The sequence below is a fragment of the Streptomyces sp. ML-6 genome (genome assembly GCF_030116705.1).
In the GTDB taxonomy this organism is placed as follows: domain Bacteria; phylum Actinomycetota; class Actinomycetes; order Streptomycetales; family Streptomycetaceae; genus Streptomyces.
This window is the reverse complement of sequence record NZ_JAOTIK010000001.1, coordinates 5,242,706-5,267,559: the sequence shown is the minus strand read 5'-3', so window position 1 is coordinate 5,267,559 and position 24,854 is coordinate 5,242,706. Positions and strand designations below refer to the sequence as shown.

Sequence of the window (24,854 nt, the reverse complement as noted above, 5' to 3'; positions counted from 1 at the left end):
CAGGTCACTTGACCTTGATCTGCTCGTACACCGGGACGCTGAACTGGTTAAGCGACACGTCGGAGATCCGGTCCGAGTAGCCGGCGCTGCCGTTCTGGTACCAGAGCGGGATGACGGGCATCTGGTCGGCCAGGACCCTCTCGGCGTCCTGGAAGGTCGAGACGGCCTTGGCCTTGTCCGCCTCGGCGTTGGCCCGGTCGACCAGGCCGTCGAACTCCTTGTTGCTCCACTTGCCGTCGTTGGACGAGGCGTTGGTGTAGTAGAGCGGCTGGAGGAAGTTCTGGATGAGCGGGTAGTCCATCTGCCAGCCGGCCCGCCAGGCGCCGGTCAGCTTCTGCTGGGTGACCTGGCTGCGGAAGTCGGCGAAGGTGCCCACGGGGCCGCCGACGCACGCCTTGTTGTCGCCCATCACCTTGTTGATGCTGTTGCAGATGGCGTCGACCCACTCCTTGTGGGAGCCGGTGTCGGCGTTGTACGAGATCTTGAGCCGGCCGCCGGGGATGCCGCCGCCCTCCTCGATCAGCTTCTTGGCCTTCGCCGCGTCGTACTCGCAGGGCGCGCCGCACAGCCCCTCCTTGAAGCCGCCGTCCGCGCCGAGGACCGGGGAGGTCCAGTCGGACGCGGGGGTGCGGGTCTTCCGGAAGATCTGGTCGGTGATCTGCTGCCGGTTGATCGCCATCGACAGGCCCTGGCGGACCTTGACGCCGCCGGGGGTGTCCCACTTCTTGTCGTAGAAGGGGAAGGCGAGGGTCTGGATGATGCCGGCGGGGGTGTTGATGTAGCGGTCGCCCAGGTCCGCCTCCACGTTCTTCAGCTGGGAGGCGGGGATGTCGTCGACGAGGTCGAGGTTGCCGGCCGTCAGGTCCGTGTAGGCGGTGTTGTTGTCGGTGTAGACCTTGAGGTCGATGCCGCCGTTCTGTGCCTTGTCGTCGCCGGGGTACCCGTCCCACTTGCGCAGGCTCATCGCCGAGCCCTTGGTGTACTTGTCGATTTTGTAGGGGCCGTTGCCGATGGGTTTGGACATCCAGGCCGCGTGGTCGGTGAAGAAGGCCCTGGGCAGCGGGGCGAAGGCCGGGTAGCCGAGGGTGTCGGGCCAGAGGGAGAACTTCTGCGACAGCTTGACCGTGAAGGTCCGGTCGTTGACGGTCTTCAGGCCGGAGAGGGTGGCCGCGGTGGCGGCGCCGGAGTCGGGGTGGACCTTGTCGTATCCGTCGATGTAGCCGAAGAAGTAGGCGTTCTTCTGATTGTTCTTCAGCAGGGCGCCGTAGTTCCAGGCGTCCACGAACGACTTCGCGGTGATCTTCTCGCCGTTGCTGAAGGTCCATCCGTCCTTCACGGTGATCGTGAAGTTCTGGTTGTCCTCGGTCTCGATCTTCTCGGCGAGCATGTTGTCGGCCGCACCGGTCTTCGGGTCGTACCTCTTGAGTCCCCGGAAGATCATGTCGAGGACCTTGCCGCCCTGGACCTCGTTGGTGTTCGCCGGTTCGAGCGGGTTCTGCGGGTCGCCCCAGGAGGAGCTCACGATTCCTTCGGCCCCACCGCCGCCACTGCTGCCGCCCCCTCCGCCGCATGCCGTCGCCGCCAGGGCGACGACCACCGCACATGCGGCCCACCTGGCCTGTGTGGCTCCGCGCATGGAGTGCCTCCTCTTGGTGCTCCGTCTCACTTGGGGTCAAATATCACCGCACAAGGGACACAATGCACATTTAATCCACCCACTCGGGCGCGTCGGGGCCCCACCCGAGTGGCACCGCGCACCCCTCTGCGATTCACCCCGCCGCGATCTTGCGAGGGCCGAGGGGAGAGGAGGTCCGGACCGGGAAAAGAGGAGGTCCGGGCACCTGTCGCGCGACGGGGAGATAACGGCTGGGCATCGAATGCGCATCGTCCGCGAACCCGCCCGGCCGGATGTACGCATTCCGAGACAACAGCGCCCGCATATCGGACTCATTGCCGGACTTCAACCGTTAAGTCACGAACATGTCTTCGAAAAAGCCAAACGGAAGCAAAGCCACGCCCCTGAAGAGGTAATGACTCGGTCAAGTTTCCAAAGAGAATCCCAAGGGCGTCGGACATTCATTGACCCTGCATGAATTGCGTTGAAAAAGTCCCGGTAGCCCGTAGGTGCTGCCCTGCGGAGTCCTTCGACCCTCCGGGCCAGGAGCACCATGACGATTCCAACCCCGCACGCATCCGCCCCCGTTGAGGCGGAGGACGCGAAGCAGGCGATATCCGACACGTCCGCCTCGAAGGGCGGCGACGGACGCTCCCCGGGCAAGATGGCCTGGCGGCGCTTCAAGCGCGACCGCACCGGCGTGATTTCGGCCTATGTGGTCATTTTCTTCTTCGTGATCGGCATCTGCGCACCGCTGATCGCGAAGCTGTACGGCAAGGACCCGTACACCACGTACGGGCAGAACGAACCCGGCCTGCTGGACGACTTCGGCTCCCCGATGCTGCCCAACGGCGGTATCAGCAGCGACTTCTGGTTCGGCATCGAGCCCAGCCTCGGCCGGGACGTCTTCACCTTCCTGCTCTACGGGATCCGCAACTCCCTGCTCATCGCCGCCGCGACCACCCTGCTGGTGACGGTGATCGGCATCGCCATCGGCATCACCGCGGGCTACCTGGGCGGGAAGACCGACTACTTCGTGGGCCGGGTCATCGACATCCTGCTGGCCTTCCCCTCCACGCTCTTCTTCATCGCCTTCTGGCCGGTGATGATCTCGATCCTGGTCCCCCCGGAGGAGAACACCCCGGTCTGGCTGACCGTCGTCAGCCTCATCACGGTCATGACCGCGTTCGGCTGGGCCTCCATCGCCCGACTGCTGCGCGGCGAGGTACTCGCCCTGCGCGAGCGGGAGTTCGTCGAGGCCGCCAAGGTCACGGGGGCGTCTCCGGCACGCATCATCTTCAAGGAACTGCTGCCCAACCTCTGGACGCCGATCCTCATTCAGGCCACGCTCGCGCTGCCCCTGTACGTCACCGCGGAGGCGGGCCTCGCCTTCCTCGGTGTCGGGCTGACCTCCCCGACACCCGACTGGGGCGTGATGATCCAGCGCGGCTCCGAGGTCTACCAGAGCGACATCACCTTCATGCTCTTCCCCGGCGCCGCGATGGTGATCTTCGTCATCGCCTTCAACCTGCTGGGCGACTCGGTGCGTGACGCACTGGACCCGAAGACCAAGCGCTGAACCGCACTTCCTCCTCCGGCCGGGCGACGGGGCCCACCGGATCGAACGTTTCTCTCCATCGACCAGAGCAGGAAACCATGTCCCTTTCCCGCAGAAACTTCGTCATCGCCACGTCGGTCGCGGCCGGCGGTTCGATGGTCCTCTCCGCGTGCAGCAGCGGCAGCACGGCCAAGAAGGGCGGCAACAACGCCGGGCACGGGGGTGCCGACAAGTACACCGGCTCGGTCGTCGTCGGCACGAAGGCCGACTCCACCGGTCCGGCCCCCGAGGTCCCGGGCGCGAAGAAGGGCGGCACGATCCGCGGCCTCGCCCCGGACGACTTCTCGCACCTGGACCCGCAGCGCATCTACTTCTCCTGGAACTCCGCGGTCGGTGACCTCTTCATCCGCGGCCTGACCGGCTACAAGATCGCCGAGGACGGCTCGATGAAGCTGGTCGGCGACCTCGCCACCGACGCGGGCACCATGTCCGACGGCGGCAAGACCTGGACCTTCACCCTGAAGGACGGTCTGAAGTGGGAGGACGGCAGCGAGCTCACCGTCGAGGACGTGCGCCACGGCATCGAGCGCGGCTTCGCCAGCTTCACCACCGAGGGCGCCGGCTACGTCCAGAACGCACTGGTCGGCCCGGGCGACTACCGCGCGAAGTACAAGGGCCCGTACGGCGGCAAGCACCTCGACTCGGTCGTCATCGACGCCAAGGCCAAGACGATCACCTTCAAGCTGGCCGAGCCCCGCCTGGACCTCAACTTCACCCTGGCGATGAACTCCTACGCGGCCGTCCCGGTCAAGGGCGACACCAAGGAGAAGTACGACAAGGACCCGATGAGCTGTGGTCCGTACCGCATCAAGTCGCGTTCCATCGACAAGTCGATGACGCTGGTGCGCAACCCCCACTGGGACCCCAAGACGGACGCGATCCGCAACGCGTACCCGGACAGCTTCGTCTACGAGTTCGGCCCCGAGTCCCTCCAGGCCACCGACCGCATGATCGCCAACGACGGCGACGACCAGTACGCGGTCATGGCGTACAGCGGTGTCCCGGCCGAGCGCATCCAGAAGGTCCTCACCGACCCCGAGCTGAAGCAGCGGAGCTTCAACGGCCTGCTGACCGGCATCTACTACTACGCGATCAACACCAAGCGGATCACCGACGTGAAGGTGCGTCAGGCCCTCATCCACGCCTGGCCGCTGGAGCAGATCCGCAAGATCTACGGTGGTCCCTCGGCCGGTGACTACGCGACCTCCATCCTCAGCCCCGACATCCTCGGCTACGCCAAGGACGACGTCTACGGCAAGCTGAAGAAGCCGATGGGCGACCCGGAGGCGGCGAAGAAGCTGCTGAAGGAGGCCGGCAAGGAGGGCCAGAAGGTCGTCTACGCCTTCCCGCAGAGCAACACCTACGACAAGACCAAGGTCGTCATCGAGAACGCCCTCAAGGCGGCCGGCTTCGACCCGGTCATGAAGCCGCTGGACTCCACCAGCTACTACGACCAGATCCAGCAGATCGACAACAAGTTCGATGTGATGTGGTTCGGCTGGTCCCCGGACTGGCCGACCGGCTACACCCTGATGCAGCCGCTCTTCGACGGCAGCACGATCGCCAACGGCGCGAACAACATCTCGCAGCTGAACGTCGACTGGGTCAACGAGGCCATCAAGAAGAACAACCTCATCGCCGACCCGACGGAGGCCGGCAAGGCCTGGGCCGCGCTGGACAAGCGGATCATGACGGAGGAGGCGCCGATCATCCCCGAGACGTTCCAGCGCCGCTTCTACCTCCGCGGCGAGAAGGTCGGCGGGGCGATGTTCCACCCGCTGTTCTCCTCGGCCGTCTTCTACAAGCTGTTCGTGAAGGCCTGACGCCGACACTCCCGGGGCGGGGCGCCCGTGCGGCGCCCCGCCCGTTCCACTCCCCCTCGTCGGCGTCTGCCAGGGAAACCCATCGCCATGTTCCGCTTCCTCATCCGCCGGGCAATCGGCGCACTGGTCATCCTGCTGATCATCAGTGTCATCACCTTCGTCCTCTTCTACATAGCGCCCCGCGACCCCGCCCGCGCCGCCTGCGGCAAGGTGTGCACGCCCGAGACGCTGGCGCTGGTCAAGCGCAACCTGGGCATCGACGACTCGCTGCCGGTGCAGTTCTGGCACTGGCTGCAGGGTGTGTTCGTGGGCCGGGAGTACCAGTCCTTCGGCAACTGCCCGGCGCCCTGCCTCGGTTACTCGTTCCACAACCGCGAGCCGGTCCTCGGCACGATCATCGACCGCTTCCCGACGACGCTCTCCCTCTCCGTCGGCAGCGCCGTCGTCTTCGTCATCTTCGGTGTGGGCACCGGCATGCTCGCCGCGGTCAAGCAGGGCAAGGCGCTGGACAAGATCGCCTCCTCGGCGTCGCTGATCGGCTCCTCGATGCAGATCTACATCGTCGGCGTGGTCGCCATGTACTACCTCGCGGACCAGTGGCACATCCTCAGCCGCCCCAAGGAGGTCCCCTTCACCGAGGACCCGGCCGGCTGGTTCTCCGGGCTGCTGCTGCCCTGGCTGGTGCTGGCGCTGATCTTCACCGCCAACTACACCCGCATGGCGCGCTCCCAGCTCGTCGAGACGCTGAACGAGGACTACGTGCGCACCGCACGCGCCAAGGGGCTGTCCCGGCGGACGGTGTTCTTCAGATTCGCCTGGCGCGGGGCCATGGGCCCGATCGTCACCATCTTCGGCCTCGACATCGGCGTCCTGCTCGGCGGCGCGATCATCACCGAGAAGACCTTCGGCCTGCACGGCATCGGCGCGCTCTCCATCAAGGCCGTCAACGACAACGACCTTCCGCTGATCCTCGGCGTGGTCCTGGTCGCGGCAGCGGCGATCGTCGTCTTCAACATCGTCATCGACGCCGTGTACGCCCTCATCGACCCGCGCGTCCGCCTCGCCTAGGGAGAGACCCCGTGAGCACCCCCTTCCTCTCCGTACGCGATCTGCGCGTGCACTTCTCCACCGAAGACGGCATGGTCAAGGCCGTCGACGGGCTGTCCTTCGACGTCGAGAAGGGCAAGACCCTCGGCATCGTGGGCGAGTCCGGCTCCGGGAAGTCCGTCACCAACCTGACGATCCTGGGTCTGCACCACCCCGATCACACCGAGATCGAGGGCGAGATCCTGCTCGACGGCCAGGACCTGCTGTCCGCGTCGGAGCGGGAGCTGGAGCGGCTGCGCGGCAACAAGATGGCGATGATCTTCCAGGACTCGCTGGCCTCGCTGTCGCCGTACCACACCATCGGCAGGCAGATCGGCGAGACGTACCGCAAGCACACCGGCGCCTCCAAGAAGGAGGCCCGGGCGCGGGCCGTCGAGATGCTCACCAGGGTGGGCATCCCCCAGCCCGACCTGCGGGTGGACGACTACCCGCACCAGTTCTCCGGCGGCATGCGCCAGCGCGCCATGATCGCCATGTCACTGGTCTGCGACCCGGAACTGCTGATCGCGGACGAGCCCACGACCGCGCTGGACGTCACCGTGCAGGCCCAGATCATGGACCTGCTCAAGGACCTCCAGCAGGAGACCGGCACCTCGATCATCTTCATCACCCACGACCTCGGCGTCATCGCCGACATCGCGGACGACGTGCTGGTGATGTACGGCGGGCGCTGCGTCGAGCGGGGCACGAAGAAGGAGGTGCTGCGGGCGCCCCGGCACCCGTACACCTGGGGTCTGCTGGGCTCCATGCCGAGCCTGGACGGCCCGGTCGACGTGCCGCTGTCGCCGATCCCCGGCTCCCCGCCGAGCCTCCTCAACCCGCCGAGCGGCTGCCGCTTCCACCCGCGCTGCTCGTTCACCGAGCAGGTCGGCGGCGGGCGCTGCGCGAGCGAGCAGCCGCCGCTGGAGCTCACCGCCGGACGCGGTGCCGCCTGCCACCTCACCGCCGGGCAGCGCGCCGAGCTCTTCACGGACTTCGCCGGCAACCGGCCCAACTGACGTACAAGAGACGGGACTTCCCCACCATGAGCAGCAAAGATCCCCTCCTGGACGTCTCCGGACTCACCAAGCACTTCCCGATCAAGGGCGGCTTCCCGATCCGGCGGACGGTCGGCGCGGTCCAGGCCGTCGACGGGCTGGACTTCACCGTCTCCGAGGGCGAGAGCCTCGGCCTGGTCGGCGAGTCCGGCTGCGGCAAGTCGACGACGGGCCGGCTGATCACCCGGCTGCTGGAGCCGACGGCCGGCCGGATCTCCTACCGCGGGCAGGACATCACCCACGCCTCACGCAAGGAGCTGGCCCCGGTCCGCTCCGAGATCCAGATGATCTTCCAGGACCCGTACGCCTCGCTGAACCCGCGGCAGACCGTCGGCAAGATCATCACGGCGCCGATGGAGATCAACGACATCAACCCCGCGGGCGGGCGCGAGGCGCGCGTGCGGGAGCTGCTGGAGACCGTCGGGCTCAACCCGGAGCACTACAACCGCTTCCCGCACGAGTTCTCCGGCGGTCAGCGCCAGCGCATCGGGGTGGCCCGCGCGCTCGCCCTGGAGCCGAAGCTGATCGTGGCCGACGAGCCGGTCTCGGCGCTGGACGTGTCGATCCAGGCCCAGGTGGTGAACCTGCTGCAGAAGCTGCAGCAGGAACTCGGCATCGCGTTCCTGTTCATCGCCCACGACCTGGCCGTCGTGCGGCACTTCTCGCAGCGCGTCGCGGTCATGTACCTCGGCCGGATCGTGGAGATCGCCGACCGCGAGGACCTGTACGGCAATCCGCGCCACCCCTACACCAGGGCGCTGCTCTCCGCCGTGCCCGAGGTGAGCATCGAGGACGTCCCGGGCCGTGAGCGCATCCGCCTGACCGGTGACGTCCCGTCCCCGGTCAACCCGCCCTCGGGCTGCCGCTTCCGCACCCGCTGCTGGAAGGCGACGGACAAGTGCGCGAGCGAGGCGCCGCCGCTGGTGCGGGTGGAGGGCAGCCGGGAAGGCCATCTGACGGCCTGCCACTACCCCGAGGACGCCCGGTCCGTCGCGGCCGTCCCGAAGGCCCGTGAGGCCGCTTCCGGGCCCAAGCCCGACAAGGCCGGACCGAAGCTCGACAAGAAGACCGGCCCGAAGGCCGGCAAGGCCGGGAGCAAGGCCGCCGAAGACTCCGAGGCCGGGGCCTGACCCCTCTGGCCCGGCCCCGGTGGGCCTCGCGGACACGGACCCGACCGGTCTCCTCCCGCGGGGCTCCCCGGCCCCGCGGGACCGGGCACGTGAGCCCATTGACCCGAGCCACCTGCGCGCCCGGTCCCTGAAAAGGAGAAGCGCCCGGAACCGATCGGTTCCGGGCGCTTCTTATGTCCTGCGTGTCCTGCGGGTCGTGCTACGGGGCCAGGGAACTACGAGGCCGCGCCGACGACGTCCTTCTCCTCGGCGAAGTGGCAGGCCGACTCGTGCGCCGCAGGGCTGTCCGTGCCCTTGAAGCGCTCGGGGATCGCCAGGAGCGGCATCTCCGTGGCGCACTTCTCCTGGACCTTCCAGCAGCGGGTGCGGAAGCGGCAGCCGGACGGCGGGTTCGCCGGCGACGGGACGTCACCGGTGAGGATGATCCGCTCGCGGCCCTCACGGGCGTCCGGGTCCGGGACCGGGACCGCCGACAGCAGCGCCTGGGTGTAGGGGTGCGTCGGGTGGTCGTAGATCTCGGCGTCGGTGCCGATCTCGGCCATCTTGCCGAGGTACATGACGCCGACCCGGTCGGAGATGTGCCGGACGATCGACAGGTCGTGCGCGATGAAGACGTAGGACAGGTTGAACTCGTCCTGGAGCTTCTCCATCAGGTTGATGACCTGCGCCTGCACCGACACGTCGAGCGCGGAGACCGGCTCGTCGCAGATGATGATCTCCGGGTTGAGCGCGAGGCCGCGGGCGATGCCGATGCGCTGGCGCTGACCGCCGGAGAACTGGTGCGGGTACCGGTTGATGTACTCCGGGTTGAGGCCGACGACGTCCAGCAGCTCCTGGACCTTGGCCCGCCGGTCGCCCTTCGGGGCCACCTCGGGGTGGATGTCGAAGGGCTCGCCGATGATGTCGCCGACCGTCATGCGCGGGTTCAGCGAGGTGTACGGGTCCTGGAACACCATCTGGATGTTCCGGCGGACCGCCTTCAGCGCCCGCCCGGACAGCCGGGTGATGTCCTGGCCCTTGTAGAAGACCTCGCCGGACGTGGCCGTCTCCAGCGCCATCAGCAGGCGCGCGACCGTGGACTTGCCACAGCCGGACTCACCGACGATGCCGAGCGTCTCGCCCTGGTAGAGGTCGAAGGAGACCCCGTCCACGGCCTTGACCGCACCGACCTGGCGCTTGAACAGGATGCCCTGGCTCAGCGGGAAGTGCTTGACCAGGTTGCGCACCTGGAGGATCGGCTCGCCGCGCTCCACCGGGGCTTCGATCGCGGCGACCGCGGCCGTCTCGTCGGCGGCGTCGACCGTCACGACCTCGGTGACGTTCGGGGTGGCGTCCATGGAACCGTCGGTCTTGTCGAGCTCAGCCATGGATCGTCTCCTTCCAGAAGTGGCAGGCGCTGCCGCGACCGGGCAGTTCGGTGCCGTCCTGCTCGGAGACCGGCACCAGGGCCGGGATCTCCGTGCGGCAGATGTCCTCCGCCTTGGGGCAGCGCGGGTTGAAGGCGCAGCCGGACGGGATCTTGAGCAGGTTGGGCGGCAGGCCCTTGATCGCGTAGAGCTCCTGGCCCTTCTGGTCGAGCCGCGGGATCGAGTCGAGCAGACCGCGGGTGTACGGGTGCGCGGGCCGCTTGTACAGCTCGTGCACCGGCGCCGTCTCGACGATCCGTCCCGCGTACATGACCGCGATCTTGTCCGCGACGTCGGCGACGACGCCGAGGTCGTGGGTGATCAGGATCAGGCCCATGTTGAACTCGGTCTGCAGCTCGCTGAGCAGGTCCATGACCTGGGCCTGGACCGTCACGTCGAGCGCGGTGGTCGGCTCGTCCGCGATGATCAGGTCCGGCTCCAGGGCCAGCGCCATGGCGATCATGATGCGCTGGCGCATGCCGCCGGAGAACTGGTGCGGGTAGTCGCTGACCCGCTGCTTGGCGGCAGGGATCTTGACCCGGTCCATCAGCTCGATGGCCTTGAGCTTCGCCTGCTTCTTGGAGAGTCCCTGGTGGACCCGGAACATCTCGCCGAGCTGGTAGCCGACCGAGAGCACGGGGTTGAGGGAGGAGAGCGCGTCCTGGAAGATCATCGCGATCTTCTGGCCGCGGATCTTCCGCCGCTCCTCGTAGCTCATGGTGAGCATGTCCTGGCCGCGGTACAGGATCTGGCCCTGCGGGATCTTGCCGGGCGGCATGTCGAGGATGCCCATGATCGCCTGGGCGGTCACGGACTTGCCGGAGCCGGACTCACCGAGCACGGCCAGGGTCTCGCCCGCGTCCACGCTGTAGTTCACACCGTTGACGGCCTTGGCGACCCCGTCCCGGGTGTGGAACTCCACGTGCAGGTCGCGCACCTCGAGAAGCGGGGTGTCGCCCTGCTCGACGCGGGGCGCCGGAACGCCTGATGTCTTGTTGATGGTCACGTCGTACGCCCTCCTCAGCGCAGCTTCGGGTCGAGGGCGTCGCGGACCGCGTCGCCGAGCATGATGAACGCGAAGACCGTGAGGCTGAGCATTCCTGCCGGGAACAGCAGCGCATGCGGGTTGTCGCGGATGGCCTGGCTGCCCTCGGCGATGTCGATGCCCCACGAGATCGTCGGGTCCGCCAGTCCGAGCCCGAGGAACGAGAGCGTCGCCTCGGCCGAGATGTATCCGCCGAGCGCGATGGTGGCCACGACGATGGTCGGGGCGAGCGCGTTGGGCAGTACGTGCCGGAAGAGGATGCGCGAGGTGCCGGCGCCGAGGGCGCGGGCCGCCGTCACGTAGTCCGCCTGCTTGGCGGTGATCACGGAGGACCGCATCACACGGCAGATCGAGGTCCAGCCCAGGAAGGCGAGGGCCAGGATCACCACGTACACCTTGCGGTCGGTGAAGGCGTTCAGGACGACCATCGCACCGAGCAGGAAGGGGATGCCGAAGAAGATGTCGGTGATCCGGGAGATGATCGAGTCGAGCCAGCCGCCGAAGTAACCGGCGAGCATGCCCATCAGGCCGCCGACCAGGGTGACCGTGGCGGTGACGCCGACGCCGACCAGGATCGAGGCGCGGGTGCCGTAGACGACACGCGCGTAGATCGAGCGGCCCTGGCCGTCGTAACCGAACCAGTCGGGCTGGAAGAAGTGCCCCAGCTCCGGCTTGGTCAGGAAGTGGTTGGTCAGGTCGCCGTCGCGCGGGTCGGCGCTGGTGAACAGCCCCGGGAAGGCGGCGACCACCAGCAGGAGCAGCAGCAGGATCGAGGAGATCCAGAACATCGGGCGGTGGCGCAGGTCGAACCACGCGTCGCCCCAGAGGCTGCGCGGCTTGCCCTGCTCCTTGGTGGCGCCCTCGGCGACCGCGGGTGCGGCGGTGGCGTCCACCGCTGCTTCGGTCTTGGTCTTGGTCACGTCAGGCATACCGGATCCTCGGGTCCAGGACCGCGTACAGCAGGTCGACGATCAGGTTGATCACAAGGATGACGAGGACGAAGACCGTGACGACGCCGACGATCGTCGAGCCCTCGCGCTGCTGCAGCGCCTTGAAGAGAAGGTTTCCGACACCCTGGACGTTGAAGATGCCCTCGGTGACGACCGCGCCGCCGATGAAGCCGCCGACGTCGGTGCCCAGGAAGGTGACGACCGGGATCAGCGAGTTGCGCAGCAGGTGGACACCGACGATGCGGCGCCGCGGCAGGCCCTTGGCCATGGCGGTGCGCATGTAGTCGGCGCGCAGGTTCTCCGCGAAGGTCGTGCGGGTCAGTCGTGCCACGTACGCCATGGAGAGCATGGCGAGCACGAAGCCCGGCAGGAACAACTGCGCGTAGTCCGTGGAGTCCTGGACGTTCGGTGCCACCCAGCCCAGTGTGTCCGCGAGGACGAAGCGGGCGAGGAAGCCGAGCACGAACACCGGGATCGAGATGACGATCAGGGTGAAGATCAGTACGCCGGTGTCGGCGGCCTTGCCGGCCCGCAGGCCCGCCCAGGCGCCGAGGCCGATGCCGACGATGATCTCGATGAGCATGGCCACTGCGGTCAGACGCAGGGTCACCGGGAAGGACTCGGACATCTCGTCGATGACCTGGCGACCACCGAAGGTCTTGCCGAAGTCGCCCTGGAAGAGATTCGCCATGTAATCGACGTATTGCTTCCACAGGGGCTGGTCGAGCCCGAACTCATGGCGCAGCGACGCGACCTGTGCGGGGTCGGCCGCCTTGTCGCCCCACATCGCCCGGATCGGATCGCCGGGAAGGATGTGGACCATGAGGAAAATAATCAGAGTGGTCCCGATGAATACCGGGATCATCTGGAGCAGTCGCCTTGCGACGTAACGCCCCATCATGCCTCCATGCCGTGAGGGGTCGGCGATGGCCTTCTCAGAGGTGTCTCCGCCGCGGGGGTGTGGGGGAGAGCCCCGGGGCCTACGCCCGTGGGCCGGTTCCGCCGTCCCTGGAGAGGGACGGCGGAACCGGCCTTCGGATCCCGATGGTTACTTCTTGGCCTTCACCTGGACGTCGGTGAAGATGGGGTCGCCGTCCTGGCCGTAAACGATCTTGCCGAAGACGTTCTCGGACTGACCCGAGTTGTTCTTGTAGAACCACAGCGGGATGGCCGGCATGTCGTTCTTCAGGAGCTGCTCGGCCTCCTGGTACATCTTGACGGTCTCGTCGAGCGTCTTGGCCTTGTCGGCCTTCGCGGCGAGCTCGTCGAACTCCTTGTTGGAGTAACCCGAGGTGTTACCGGCGGCGGTGGTGCCGTACAGGTCGCGCATGAAGTTCGAGTTGACCGGGTAGTCGAGCACCCAGCCACCGCGGTACATGGACTTGACCTGCTTGTTGTCGCGGGCGTTCAGGTCCGCCTGGAAGTCCGGCTTGGAGTCGCCGGTGCACTCGACACCGGTGGCCTTGCGGATGCTGTTGCAGACCGCGTCGACCCACGGCTTGTGGGACTGGTCGGCGTTGAACTGGATCGAGATCTTGTTGCCGGGGACGCCGCCGCCCTCTTCGATCAGCTTCTTGGCCTTGGCCGGGTCGAACTTCGTGATGTCACCGAGGGCGCCGGGCTTGTAGCCGAGCACACCGCGGGCGACGTACGAGTCGGCCGGGGTACGGGTGCCGTGCAGCACGGTCTTGGTGATCGTGTCACGGTCGATGGCCATCGACAGACCCTGGATGACCTTGGGATCGATGTCCTTGAACTGCTTGGTGTAGAACGCCGGGACGATCGACTGCACCGCGGAGTACTCGGCGTCGATGGCACGGTCGCCGAGGTCCTGCTTGTAGCTGGTCAGCGAGGTCGTCGGGACCTGCTCGATCCAGTCGAGGTTGTTCGAGCGCAGGTCCGAGTAGGCGGCCTCGGCGGTGGTGTAGTTCTTGAAGTCGATGCCACCGTTCTTGGCCTTGTTCGGGCCCTGGTAGTCGTCGAACTTCCGGACCTTGATCAGCTTCTTGTGGTCCCACGAGACGAACTTGTAGGGGCCGTTGCCGATCGGCTTCTGGCCGGCGGCGGCCGGGTCCTTGAAGAAGACCTCGGGCAGCGGCGCCCAGACGTCGTAGCCGAGCTTGTACGCGAAGTACGAGACCGGGCCGGTCAGGGTGATGGTGAAGCTGTTCTCGTCAACGATCTTCAGACCGGACATCTTGTCGGACTTCGGGTCACCCTTCTCCGGGTGGACGTCCTCGTAGCCCTTGATGTCCTGGAACCAGCTGGAGTTGGTCTGGTTGTTCTTGACGTTGGCCGACCAGTTCCAGGAGTCCACGTAGGACTTGGCGGTGACCGGGGTGCCGTCGTGGAACTTCCAGCCCGGCTTGAGCTTGACGGTCCACACCGAGGAGTCCTCGTTGGGCGTCACGGACTCGGCGTTGACGTACGTGAGCTTGCCGGTGCCGGGCTCGTAGTCGACCAGGCCGGAGAAGATGGTGCGCAGGACACGGCTGCCCTGGCTCTCCTTGGCGTTCGCCGGCTGCAGCGGGTTCTGCGGCTCCCCGAGCTGGGCGGTCAGGATCCCGTTCGGGTCCGCCTTGCCGGAGTTCATGCCACTGTCGCCGTCCTTGTCGCCACCACCACAGGCGGTCGCGGCCAGGGCGATGATGGCCGCACCTGCGACCCACTTGGCGCTCTTGGCACCACGCATGGGTTTCCTCCTCATGAGTCCACTTTTGACTACAAGAAGGGCACTGGAGTGATACACCGACACCCCTGACGGTGATCGTTTCAGTGCCCCTAGTGTGCTCGTGAGTCGGCACTCCCCACAGTGCGTGACCCATTGACCCGAGCTCAATGGAGCCAACTATTAAGTACGACCGGGCTGTAAACCACACTTAAGGGGTCTCGTTTTGACAACATCGAGGAACCCCCATTGCCCGAAATCCGGACAAAGTGATCTCAGACAGACACCCTCGAAACGGACCGTTAGCGCAGCTTTCGGAGAGCGACGATCGATATCCGGACGGATTGCCGGAGAAAACCACTGGACAAGGGCATGATCGGGCTACCGGACGATCATGCGTCCGCCCCTCCCGGTCGCGGATGCACACGACCGCACCCCGGCGACGCGTGCCGGCGCCCTCGCACCATGCCCATGAATGATCCCGCACAACCGTCGCGACCGCACGGACACCCCCCTCGGAGGGCGTCCGGCGGATCCCCGGAACACCGCACGAGGGCCCGGCCTCCCGTCAGTTGACGTAGGACCGGGCCCTCGTGGTGCACCGGGACGCGCACCGGCGTGCGGGACGTTCCCCGCACCCGACGCCGCGTCAGCGCCCGGCGCGCGGCCCGGGGCCGGTGTGCGGCACGGGACCGGTGTGCAGTCCGGGATCGGTGTGCGGCACGTGTCCGGTGTGCGGCCCGGGACCGGCGCGCCGCGCCCGTCCGGCGCCGGACGGGCGCGGGGTCACCTCAGCGCTTGGCGCGCGACGCGGTGCGACCGCGCTCCTTCTGGTCCAGGACGACCTTGCGGATGCGCACGGCCTCCGGGGTCACCTCGACGCACTCGTCGTCGCGGCAGAACTCCAGGGACTGCTCCAGGGAGAGCTTGCGCGGCGGCACGATCGCCTCGAAGGAGTCGGCGGAGGAGGAGCGCATGTTGGTGAGCTTCTTCTCCTTGGTGATGTTCACGTCCATGTCGTCGGCGCGCGAGTTCTCACCGACGATCATGCCCTCGTAGACCTCGGTGCCCGGGTCGGTGAAGAGCACGCCGCGCTCCTGGAGGTTGGTCATCGCGAAGGCGGTGACCGCGCCCGAGCGGTCGGCGACCAGCGAGCCGTTGTTACGGGTCGTCAGGGTGCCGAACCACGGCTCGTGGCCCTCGTGGATGGAGTGGGCGATGCCCGTGCCGCGGGTCTGCGTCAGGAACTCCGTGCGGAAGCCGATGAGACCGCGGGAGGGCACGACGAACTCCATGCGGACCCAGCCGGAGCCGTGGTTCGACATGTTGTCCATGCGGCCCTTGCGGACGCCCATGAGCTGCGTGACGGCGCCCATGTGCTCCTCAGGCACGTCGACGGTCATGCGCTCGACCGGCTCGTACGTCTTGCCCTCGACCTGCTTGGTGACCACCTGGGGCTTGCCGATGGTCAGCTCGAAGCCCTCGCGGCGCATCTGCTCGACCAGGATGGCCAGCGCCAGCTCGCCGCGGCCCTGCACCTCCCAGGCGTCGGGGCGCTCGGTGTCCAGGACGCGGAGCGAGACGTTGCCGATGAGCTCGCGGTCCAGGCGGTCCTTGACCTGGCGGGCGGTGACCTTGCGGTCCTTGACCACGGCCTTGGCGTCCGCGCCCTTGCCGGTGGCACCGCGGCCGACCAGCGGCGAGGTGTTCGTACCGATGGTCATGGAGATCGCGGGCTCGTCGACCGTGATCAGCGGGAGCGCGACCGGGTTCTCCGGGTCGGCCAGCGTCTCGCCGATCATGATGTCCGGGATGCCGGCCACGGCGCAGATGTCACCGGGGCCCGCCATCTCGGCCGGCTTGCGGGTGAGCGCCTCGGTCATCATCAGCTCGGAGATGCGGACGTTGGAGACCGTGCCGTCACGCTTGATCCAGGCGACCGTCTGGCCCTTGCGCAGCTCGCCCTGCTCGACGCGGAGCAGCGCGATGCGGCCGAGGAAGTTGTCGGCGTCGAGGTTGGTGACGTGGGCCTGGAGCGGCGCGTCCTCCTCGTACGTCGGGGCCGGGACGTGCTCCAGGATGGTGGAGAAGAACGGCTCCAGGCTGGTGGAGTCGGCCGGGACGGTGCCGTCCTCGGGCTTGGTGAGGGACGCGATGCCGTCACGGCCGCAGGCGTAGACGATCGGGAACTCGATCTGGTCCTCGTCGGCGTCCAGGTCGAGGAAGAGGTCGTACGTCTCGTTGACGACCTCGTCGATGCGGGAGTCCGGGCGGTCCGTCTTGTTGATGCACAGGATCACCGGCATCCGGGCCTGGAGGGCCTTGCGGAGCACGAAGCGGGTCTGCGGCAGCGGGCCCTCGGAGGCGTCGACCAGCAGCACGACCGCGTCGACCATCGACAGGCCGCGCTCGACCTCACCGCCGAAGTCGGCGTGGCCGGGGGTGTCGATGATGTTGATCGTGATGGGCGCCCCGCCGTCCTTGGGGTGGTACTTCACCGCCGTGTTCTTGGCGAGGATCGTGATGCCCTTCTCACGCTCCAGGTCGTTCGAGTCCATGACGCGGTCGTCGACGGACTCCAGCTGGTGGGCGGCGAACGCCCCGGCCTGCTTGAGCATGGCATCGACGATGGTCGTCTTGCCGTGGTCGACGTGGGCGACGATGGCTACGTTACGGATGTCGTGGCGCGTGGGCATGGGTGGCTTGCGCTTCTCTCGGATCGTGGGATCAGGCGTCTCAGTCGGTCTCGGGTTCCTCGTACGCCCGCCGGGCGGACGCGCCACGGCTTGTCCATGGTACGGGGCTGACGCCGCCGCGGCTTCCCGGGCGAGTACCGCCCGGCCTCCGGGCGGGCGGCGCGGCCCCGCGGACGGGACGCCCGGGCACGGCCGTACGGGCCGGTGGGCACACGGCGCCGGCCCCCTTCCCCGGCGGGCCCGCGGGCGGCGGGTGGCCTGCGGAATCGCCTGCGGAATCCCCTGCGGTGGCGGACCGCGGAACCGTCCGCGGCGGCGGGCGTGAGCGAGGGACGTCATGCGCCCGCTCCCCCCGGTCCGTCCGGCGCCGATCCGGGCCCGCTTCGCGTTTCCGCCTCCGTGACCGGCTGTTCCGGCGATCGTCATCGACCGGTCGGGCCACGGTCGCCCGGCGGCGGAAGCGGGCGGGGGTCGGCACGTCTCGGAGGTGGGGCTCCGGGACGGAGATTCTGAGGCTCCGGAGTTCATGGGCTCCGGGGTGGGGGGCCTCAGAAGTGGGGGGAGCGAGCGGCCACCCGGGTCGGCGGGTGGATACGACCTTGCCCGCCGGGCAGTCCGGCGGGCAAGGAATTTGAGCCATTTCTGAGCTTTTGGGAACCGCCCTGACCTGCTACTTCTTCTTCCCGGCCGGAGTCCTGGCGGCTTACGGTTTCTTGAAACCGATGTCCTGGTAGTGGGGTGGGGCGAAGCCGAAGGCGCCCACGTTCAGCAGGTCGCGATCGGTCGCCACGAGCTGCGGGCGCTGGTAGAGCGGAATCGACCCGGCGGCGGCCCAGATCCGGGCGTCGGCCTGCTTCATCAGGTCCCGGGCGGCCTCCTCGTCCAGTTCCGAGACCGCCCGGTCGAAGAGCTGGTCGATGTGGTCCGTGCCGACGCGGGTGTAGTTCTGCTCGACCAGCAGCGAGCCGTCGGTGGCGGGCACCGGCTTGGCGTAGATCGGCCGGTCGTCGGTGGCCGGGTAGGCGGTGGCGGGCCAGGAGTACAGTGCCAGGTCGTAGTCGCCGGACGCGATGTGGTCCCGGAAGTAGCTGTCGTCGGAGACCTTGGTGATCTCCGTACGGACGCCGATCGCGTCGAGCATCGCCGCGATCCTGTCCCCGACGCCGCGCAACGGCTCCGCCCCCGGCCCTGACGGCAGGACGAAGCGCAGCGTCAGTGGCTCCCCGTCCTTGCCGAGCGGGCCGCCGTGCGCGCCGGACGCTCGGGCGGGGGCCGCGGTGCCCGCGGGGGCGTACGCACCGGTGGCACCGCCCGGCCGCCGGTCCCGGACGGCGGCCTCGGCGGGAGGGTCCTCGGAGGTCCCGGTCCGGGCCAGGTACCCGGCCTGCCGCAGCAGGGTCGAGCTGTGGAACGCGCCCACGGGGGCGGGGGCCAGGATGTGGGTGTCGCCACCCGCCGGGTCGCCGTCACCGGACTTGCCGTCGTCGCCGGATTTGTGGCCGTCGCCGGACTTGCCGTCGTCACCGGACTTGTCGTCGTCGCCGACGATGTACAGGCCGTCGTCCGCGGCGGGCTCGCGCCCGGCGGCGTTCTTCCCCTCGGCGGGCCCCGCCTTCTCCGTCTGCTCCTCGGGCTTCCCCGGGGCCTGCTTCTGCTTCTCGTCGGCAGGCTTCTCCTTCTCTTTCTCCTTCTGCTTCTTGTCGGCCTCGCTGCCCGCCCTGGTCCCGGCGGAGGTGTCGAGCGCGCCCTCCCGCGTCCAGCCCGCGTCGGCCAGCAGCGCCTGCGCCTCCTCGGTGTCATGGCCGCCGAGCGCGCCGCTGCCGTCCTCGTACCCCGGCTGTCCGGCCAGGGCGAGGTGGCTGCCGAGCGGCTCGGCGGGCAGGCCGAGCGGTGCGAGCACGGCCTCGGCGATCTCCTGACGGTTCAGGGCGCGGGCGACCGCGCGGCGCACCCGGGCGTCGGCGAGCGGCCCGGACTCGCCGTTCAGCGCGAGCTGGGTGTAGGCGGGCTCCAGCGACTTGCGGACCACGTAGGCGCCCAGCCCGTGCTGCTCGACGGCATACGTCTCGGCGGCGGCCCGGGCCTTCTCCCGGGCCGCCCGCGCGGCGGCCGCCGCCTTCTGGTCGGAGCCGTGCGCCACGGCCCAGGAGCGCAGCGCCGCGGCCGGGCCCGCCGGGGCGCCGGGGCCGTGGGCGAGCGGGCCGGCCGCGCCCCGGTCGACGGCGGCCCGGGTGATCCGGTCCGCCGTCGCCGCGTCGATGTCGGCGACGTCCACCTTCCCCTCGATCAGGGCCTTTGTGCGGTCCTGCGGTTTCACGGCCCTGAAGACCAGCGCGTCCAGCTTGGCCCGGTCGCCCCACCAGCGCGGGTCGCGGACCAGGGTGACCTCGCCCTTCGCCTTGTCCACGCCGCGCAGCCGGAACGGTCCCGAGGTGGCCTCGAGCGTGGTGCGGGCCCCGTCGTTGAAGGTGTCCGGGGAACCGGTGACCTCCTTGGGGTAGAGCGGGGAGAACAGCGAGCGCCAGTCCGCGTACGGCTTGGCGAAGGTGACCCGCACCTCCAGGTCGTCGGCGCCGCGCTCGATCTTCTCGATCCGCTCGTAGCCCGCGTTGCGGGCGGTCCAGAACACCGAGTCCTTGCCGCTCAGCGCCCGCCACTGGGCGACGAAGTCGGGCGCCCCGATCTCCCGGCCGTTGCTCCACACCGCCTGCTGGTTGAGCCGGTAGAGCACCACCTGCCGGGGTTCGTTCTCGATCACCTTCGCGGACTCCAGGTAGTCCGGGTCGAGCTGCGGCCTGCCCCTGGCGTCCAGCGGGAAGAGGTGCGGCAGCAGGGCTTCGGTGATCCGGGCGGTGGCGGCGTCGGCGTCGGCCTGGAAGGCGTTGAGCGTGGTGGGCACGGCGTCGATCGCCCAGTGGACGGTGCCCCCCTCGGCAACCGTGTTCCGGCCCGCGACCGCGACGTCCTGGGCGGCGGCGAGGGCCGCGCCGCCGTCGTCGGAGGTGCAGCCCGCCAGCACGGGGAGCGTCAGCACCCCCGTCGTGAGGAGCGCGAGCGAGCGGCACTTGCGGGCCGTCCCGCGCGGGACGCCGACGTGGGACATGGCTGATACCTCCGGGGCAGGCCCGGCTCACCCGCACCCGAGTGGGCCGAATTGTGATTGTTTGGCTGCATAGGCAGCTGATCACACTGATTCCGCCCCTCCACTGAAGGCGCCCCCGCGCGCGAGGCCGCGCAGACACGGCGCCGCAGCCCGCAACCTCACCCGTGCGGAGGAGCGGGGCCGCCCACGGATCGGGCGGGGCCGCTCACGGATCGGGGCCGGGTGCCCCCTCGGCCGCAGGCGGCCCCGCCCACCCGCTCCCGGACCGCTGTCGCTGAGCGCTCCAGGTGGCGAGTGAGCCTTCAGTCGGCGCGTCGGTTCGCGGAGACCAGCCACCGCCGGCGTCGACGCTCCGTGACAAGGGTGGCGGCAGCCAGCAGGGTCACGGGGACCGCCGCCCAGGAGGGCCAGGCCAGCCACGAGAAGACCACGGCCGCAGCGAGTTGGAGCAGCACCAGCAGGATCGTGACCCGGCCCGGCACCGCGATGATCACGTGGGCCTTGTCCCCCGGAGTGGAGAACAACGTCGGAAGGCCGATCAGGATCAGTACGGACAGGGCGGCAAGCAGCCATGAGTGGCCGGCCAGGGCCCAGGGGGTGGCCACCCACGCGACGAGTTCCGTCGTGAAGCGCAGGGCGGACGCAGCGCGGTCGTCCGGCCGCCTCGAGGACATTGCCCCATCAATAGCATCAATCACCCACGGACGATCTCATGGCGCGGCTGACCGCCAGGGGCCGGGACGCCGTCGCACCATGGCTTCCCGTCCGCTCCCCCGGCCGGGGAGACCCGGCACGCCGAGCGCCTCAGTCGGCGAAACCCGCCGACCAAGGCACTCGGTCACGACCGCCTTGCCCGCCGCGCGGCCCGCAATCTAGGGTGAATGCGCTTTCAGAAAAGGGTCGGGACATGCAGCATCAGGTGCTTCGGCACGGAACAAGAAGCGGACGGTCGGTCGAGTGAGCGCCCCCACGGTGTACGACGTCGCCGAGCGGTCCGGCGTCTCCATTGCCACGGTCTCGCGGGTCTACCGCACCCCCGACTCGGTGCGCGCCCAGACCCGTGAGCGGGTCCTCGAGGCCGCCCGCCAGCTCGGTTACGTGCCCAGCGGAAACGCCCGGGGGCTGGCCAGCCGGACCACCGGCGTGCTCGGCCTCTGCTTCCCCGACTACGCGGACCCCGACGCGGAGGCCGACGCCGAGGCGGACAGCGACGCCGACGACGCGGTGATGCTCTACTCGGACCAGATCATCCGGGGCATGGAGCGGGCCGCCCGCCGGCACGGCTACGCGCTGCTGATCGCCGCCTCCCTGGAGGGCGGGCCGGAGAGCCTGGTCGCGAAGGTCGCGGGCCGGGTCGACGGCTTCGCCGTGCTGGCGCAGACCGTGCCGACCGAGGACCTGGAGGTCATCTCGCGCCGGCTCCCGGTGGTGATGCTCGCCGGACCCCGCGAGATCGACCACCTCGACCACATCGTCGTCGCCAACGCCGACGGCGAGCGCGAGCTGACCCGCCACCTGATCGAGGACCACGGGCTGCGCAGACTGGCCTTCGTCGGCGGCGAGGTCGATTCGCCGGACGCCGAGGCCCGGTTCCTCGGCTTCCGGCAGGCGTGCGGCGAGGCCGGGCTCCCGGTGCCGGACGCCCCCGACCTGCGGGCCGCGATGATGACGCAGGCGGAGGGCGCCCGGGCCGCGGAGGCGCTGCTGGACCGGCCCGGCGAACGGCCGCAGGGGGTGCTCTTCGCCAACGACCAGATGGCGGTGGGCGCGCTGCGCGCCCTGGAGCGGCGCGGGGTGCGGGTGCCCGAGGACATCGCGGTGACCGGCTTCGACGGGATTCCGCTGAGCCGGATCGTCCGGCCCCCGCTGACGACCGTGCGCCAGCCGATCCGTCAACTCGGCGAGCAGGCCGTCGAGTTGCTGGTGCAGCGGCTGGGCGACAGCAGCAAGGAGCCGGTGTCGCTGATGCTCCCGGTCACCCCGGTGCGCCGCGCCAGCTGCGGCTGCGGCTGACACCTCCGGGGACGCCGGACCGCGGCCGCCGCCCCGCGACGGCGGGGCGGGACGACGACCCGGCCGACCGGCCGGCGATGCGGCCGGCACGCCCGTACCACTCGCACCACCCGCCCCGTACCGCTCACACCACTCGCACCGCCCGGGTCAGCGTCCCAGCCGCTCCCCGAAGAACCACTTGCGGGCCGCCCTGAGCTCCGCCGTCTCCGCCGCCAGACCCTCGTGCTCGAAGTGGCCCGCGCTCAGCACCTGGAGCTCGCTCTCGCCGGCCAGCGCGTTGTGCACGGCGAACTGCCCCGGCGGCGGCACCGACGGGTCGAAGAGCGCCGCGGCCACCAGCGTGGGCTGCTTCAGCCACGTCGCGGCCGTGGCGGCGTCGAAGTACCGCAGGACCTCGGTGGCCTCGGGGCGGTCCCGGTGGTACCCGCGCACCGCCTCGCCGCTGCCGGTGCACTGCAGGGTGAGCCGGAGCGGGTGGTTCCCGAAGGTCGGCACGGTCAGCTGCGCCGCCCCGAACCGGTCGTCCCAGGGCACCGCCAGCGCGCCGAGCCCGCCGCCGAAGCTCTCCCCCAGGTATCCGAGCAGCGGGGCACCCGTGCCGGGCGCCAGCTCCGGCACCAGCTCGTGCAGGGCCGAGGCCGCGCACCACAGGTCCGCCACGCAGTCGCCGATGACATAGGTGTCGCGCGACTCGATGCCGTGCAGCACGTGCGCGCTGGAAACGGTCGGCACGCCCGGCAGCAGGCCGCGCGAGACCATGCCCCGCACGCACGGCAGGATCGCCGCGGACCGGGGCAGCGGCAGCGGTACGTCGGGGCCCGCCGCCTCCCGGCCGCCGTAGCCGTGCCCGATGACGAAGCCGTGCTCCGCCGTCCCCGTGTCGGGCAGCGCCACCCAGCCGCCGAGCCGCACCCCGCCCACCGAGGTGAAGGTCACGCCGTGGATCCGCACGCCGTCGCGCTCGTCCTCCGGCGGGCCGAGTTCCGGCTCGGTGTCGACCTTGCGCGCCTCCTCGTACCGGCCCCGCCAGAAGTCGGCGAAGTCGGCCGGGGCGGCGTCGGGCGCGGATATCCGCAGCAGGTCGTCGAGGGTGTGCCCGTGGGTCGGGTCGAAGGGGAAGTCATGTTCGAACGAAGCCATGGTCGCGACAGTAGCGCCCCGCCCCCGCGGGCCTCGGGGCACCGTCGCACGATCCTGCGGAATCGGTCACAACAGCCACTATTTCGCAAATGGCACACTTACCGTGCCAAGTTGAACATTCAGGTGTCCAGCACGTTGCACGAGTGTGACCCAGCACCCTCTTGCGGATTCCCGGATTCCTGTCGCAGAGTGATGTATGCGCTTACAGGCAGCGCATACATCAGGATTGCTCAAGGAGGAGCCCTCCATGTCCCGCACCGCCAGAAACGCCACGGTCGGCATCGCCACCGCAGTCGCGCTCACCTTCGGTATCACCGCGTGCGGCAGCTCCGGTGGCGACGACGTCGCCGCGGACGAGAAGCAGACGATCACCGTCTGGGCCATGGGGGCCGAGGGCGAGAAGCTCACGGATGTGGCCGAGGAGTACACGAAGGCCAACCCGAACATCACCGTCAAGGTGACCCCGGTCGGCTGGGACGTCGCCCACCAGAAGCTGGTCTCCGCGGCCGCCGCCGGCACCCTGCCGGACGTGGCGCAGATGGGCGGCAGCTACATGGGCGAGTTCGCCGAGCTGGGGGTGCTGGAGCCGGTCGACACCAAGACCTTCGACAAGAAGGACTACTTCCCCGCCGGCTGGAGCCAGGGCGAGGTGGACGGCCAGGCGTACGGCGTGCCGTGGTACGTCGACACCCGCGTCCTCTACTACCGCACCGACCTGGCCGAGAAGGCCGGCGTCACCGAGGCTCCGAGCAACTGGAAGGAGATGCAGGACCTCGCCACGGCCTACCAGAAGAAGGCCGGGACCAAGTGGGGCCTGTCCATCCAGCCCAGCGGCCTGGACACGGTGCAGAACTTCTACTCCTTCCTCTACTCGGCCGGCGGCGAGATCGTCAACGACAAGGGCGAGGCCGTCATCGACAGCCCCGAGGCCGTCAAGGCGCTCGAGGAGTACGGCTCGTACTTCGACAAGGGCCTGTCCAACAAGTCGGTGCAGCCCGGCTACGACGTGGTGAAGGACTTCGGCAACGGCCGCGTCCCGATGTTCTTCGGCGGCCCCTGGCACGTCACCCTGCTGAACGAGGGTCAGCCGCAGATCAAGGGCAAGTGGGCGGTGGCCAACGTGCCCGCCGACAAGTCCTCGGTCTCCATGGCCGGCGGCTCCTCCCTGGTGATCTCCAAGGACAGCGAGCACAAGGCCGCCGCCAAGGAGTTCATCAAGTACCTGACCGACACCAAGGGCCAGGCCGACTGGTACGAGCGCACCAAGGACCTGCCGGCCAACACCGCCGCCTGGGCCTCCGGCGACCTCGCCGACGACACCAACCTCCAGGTCTTCAAGAAGCAGATGGACACCGCCAAGTCCTCGCCGTCGCTGTCCAACTGGACGGAGATCACGGACAAGGTCGACCAGGCCATCGCGAAGGTGACCCAGGGCAAGGCGTCCGCCGAGGACGCGCTCAAGACCGCGCAGTCCGAAATCGAAGGCCTCGTGAAGTAGGAGTC

General features: G+C 68.9%; 17 protein-coding genes. 7 read left to right on the top strand and 10 right to left on the bottom strand.

Annotated elements, in window-relative coordinates; genetic code table 11:
• Nucleotides 1-4: 4 nt before the first annotated feature.
• Complete coding sequence (locus OCT49_RS23445; protein ID WP_283853807.1) at nucleotides 5-1,636, bottom strand: peptide ABC transporter substrate-binding protein; 1,632 nt, start codon at nucleotides 1,634-1,636, stop codon at nucleotides 5-7.
• Between the two features lie 532 nt (nucleotides 1,637-2,168).
• On the opposite strand from OCT49_RS23445, the gene OCT49_RS23440 reads away from it, so the two are divergent.
• From OCT49_RS23440 to OCT49_RS23420, 5 genes are all read left to right on the top strand, one after another.
• Nucleotides 2,169-3,194 (top strand): ABC transporter permease, encoded by a 1,026-nt coding sequence (locus OCT49_RS23440; RefSeq protein ID WP_283853806.1) that lies wholly within the window; start codon nucleotides 2,169-2,171, stop codon nucleotides 3,192-3,194.
• A gap of 77 nt (nucleotides 3,195-3,271) precedes the next feature.
• Entirely contained in the window at nucleotides 3,272-5,056 is a 1,785-nt protein-coding gene (locus tag OCT49_RS23435; RefSeq protein WP_283853805.1) for an ABC transporter substrate-binding protein, read from the top strand.
• Between the two features lie 87 nt (nucleotides 5,057-5,143).
• Nucleotides 5,144-6,124, top strand: a complete 981-nt coding sequence (locus OCT49_RS23430; protein WP_283853804.1) for an ABC transporter permease — start codon at nucleotides 5,144-5,146, stop codon at nucleotides 6,122-6,124.
• A gap of 71 nt (nucleotides 6,125-6,195) precedes the next feature.
• Nucleotides 6,196-7,161 carry an ABC transporter ATP-binding protein gene (locus OCT49_RS23425; protein ID WP_283855912.1) on the top strand — a complete coding sequence of 322 codons (966 nt, stop codon included), beginning with the start codon at nucleotides 6,196-6,198 and terminating at the stop codon, nucleotides 7,159-7,161.
• A gap of 26 nt (nucleotides 7,162-7,187) precedes the next feature.
• A complete protein-coding gene (locus OCT49_RS23420) occupies nucleotides 7,188-8,330 on the top strand; it encodes an ABC transporter ATP-binding protein (RefSeq protein WP_283853803.1) in 1,143 nt (380 codons plus the stop codon).
• 215 nt (nucleotides 8,331-8,545) lie between these two features.
• Here OCT49_RS23420 and OCT49_RS23415 read toward each other — a convergent pair whose 3' ends face one another.
• From OCT49_RS23415 to OCT49_RS23380, 8 genes are all read right to left on the bottom strand, one after another.
• Nucleotides 8,546-9,697: an ABC transporter ATP-binding protein gene (locus OCT49_RS23415; protein WP_283853802.1), complete on the bottom strand. Its 1,152-nt coding sequence runs from the start codon at nucleotides 9,695-9,697 to the stop codon at nucleotides 8,546-8,548.
• Nucleotides 9,690-10,742: an ABC transporter ATP-binding protein gene (locus OCT49_RS23410; protein WP_283853801.1), complete on the bottom strand. Its 1,053-nt coding sequence runs from the start codon at nucleotides 10,740-10,742 to the stop codon at nucleotides 9,690-9,692. Before OCT49_RS23410 ends, OCT49_RS23415 begins: the two co-directional genes overlap by 8 nt.
• A 14-nt stretch (nucleotides 10,743-10,756) precedes the next feature.
• Nucleotides 10,757-11,710, bottom strand: a complete 954-nt coding sequence (locus OCT49_RS23405) for an ABC transporter permease (RefSeq protein WP_283853800.1) — start codon at nucleotides 11,708-11,710, stop codon at nucleotides 10,757-10,759.
• On the bottom strand, nucleotides 11,703-12,629 hold the full coding sequence (locus tag OCT49_RS23400) for an ABC transporter permease (RefSeq protein ID WP_283855911.1): 927 nt from the start codon (nucleotides 12,627-12,629) through the stop codon (nucleotides 11,703-11,705). Before OCT49_RS23400 ends, OCT49_RS23405 begins: the two co-directional genes overlap by 8 nt.
• A gap of 150 nt (nucleotides 12,630-12,779) precedes the next feature.
• A complete protein-coding gene (locus tag OCT49_RS23395) occupies nucleotides 12,780-14,423 on the bottom strand; it encodes a peptide ABC transporter substrate-binding protein (RefSeq protein ID WP_283853799.1) in 1,644 nt (547 codons plus the stop codon).
• A 767-nt stretch (nucleotides 14,424-15,190) separates the two neighbouring features.
• Nucleotides 15,191-17,095 (bottom strand): translational GTPase TypA, encoded by a 1,905-nt coding sequence (gene typA, locus OCT49_RS23390; RefSeq protein ID WP_283853798.1) that lies wholly within the window; start codon nucleotides 17,093-17,095, stop codon nucleotides 15,191-15,193.
• Between the two features lie 703 nt (nucleotides 17,096-17,798).
• Complete coding sequence (locus OCT49_RS23385; protein WP_283853797.1) at nucleotides 17,799-20,198, bottom strand: ABC transporter family substrate-binding protein; 2,400 nt, start codon at nucleotides 20,196-20,198, stop codon at nucleotides 17,799-17,801.
• Nucleotides 20,199-20,500: 302 nt separating this feature from the next.
• A complete protein-coding gene (locus OCT49_RS23380; protein WP_283853796.1) occupies nucleotides 20,501-20,872 on the bottom strand; it encodes a hypothetical protein in 372 nt (123 codons plus the stop codon).
• A 283-nt stretch (nucleotides 20,873-21,155) separates the two neighbouring features.
• Between OCT49_RS23380 and OCT49_RS23375 the strand changes: the two genes are divergently transcribed.
• Nucleotides 21,156-22,211: a LacI family DNA-binding transcriptional regulator gene (locus OCT49_RS23375; protein WP_283853795.1), complete on the top strand. Its 1,056-nt coding sequence runs from the start codon at nucleotides 21,156-21,158 to the stop codon at nucleotides 22,209-22,211.
• A gap of 147 nt (nucleotides 22,212-22,358) precedes the next feature.
• Here the strand turns inward: OCT49_RS23375 and OCT49_RS23370 are convergent, their stop codons facing one another.
• Nucleotides 22,359-23,351 carry an acetylxylan esterase gene (locus tag OCT49_RS23370; RefSeq protein WP_283853794.1) on the bottom strand — a complete coding sequence of 331 codons (993 nt, stop codon included), beginning with the start codon at nucleotides 23,349-23,351 and terminating at the stop codon, nucleotides 22,359-22,361.
• Nucleotides 23,352-23,598: 247 nt separating this feature from the next.
• Here OCT49_RS23370 and OCT49_RS23365 point away from each other — a divergent pair, with 247 nt between their 5' ends.
• The gene (locus tag OCT49_RS23365) at nucleotides 23,599-24,849 is read left to right on the top strand and encodes a sugar ABC transporter substrate-binding protein (protein WP_283853793.1); all 1,251 of its coding nucleotides are present in this window, start codon (nucleotides 23,599-23,601) and stop codon (nucleotides 24,847-24,849) included.
• Nucleotides 24,850-24,854 lie beyond the last annotated feature (5 nt).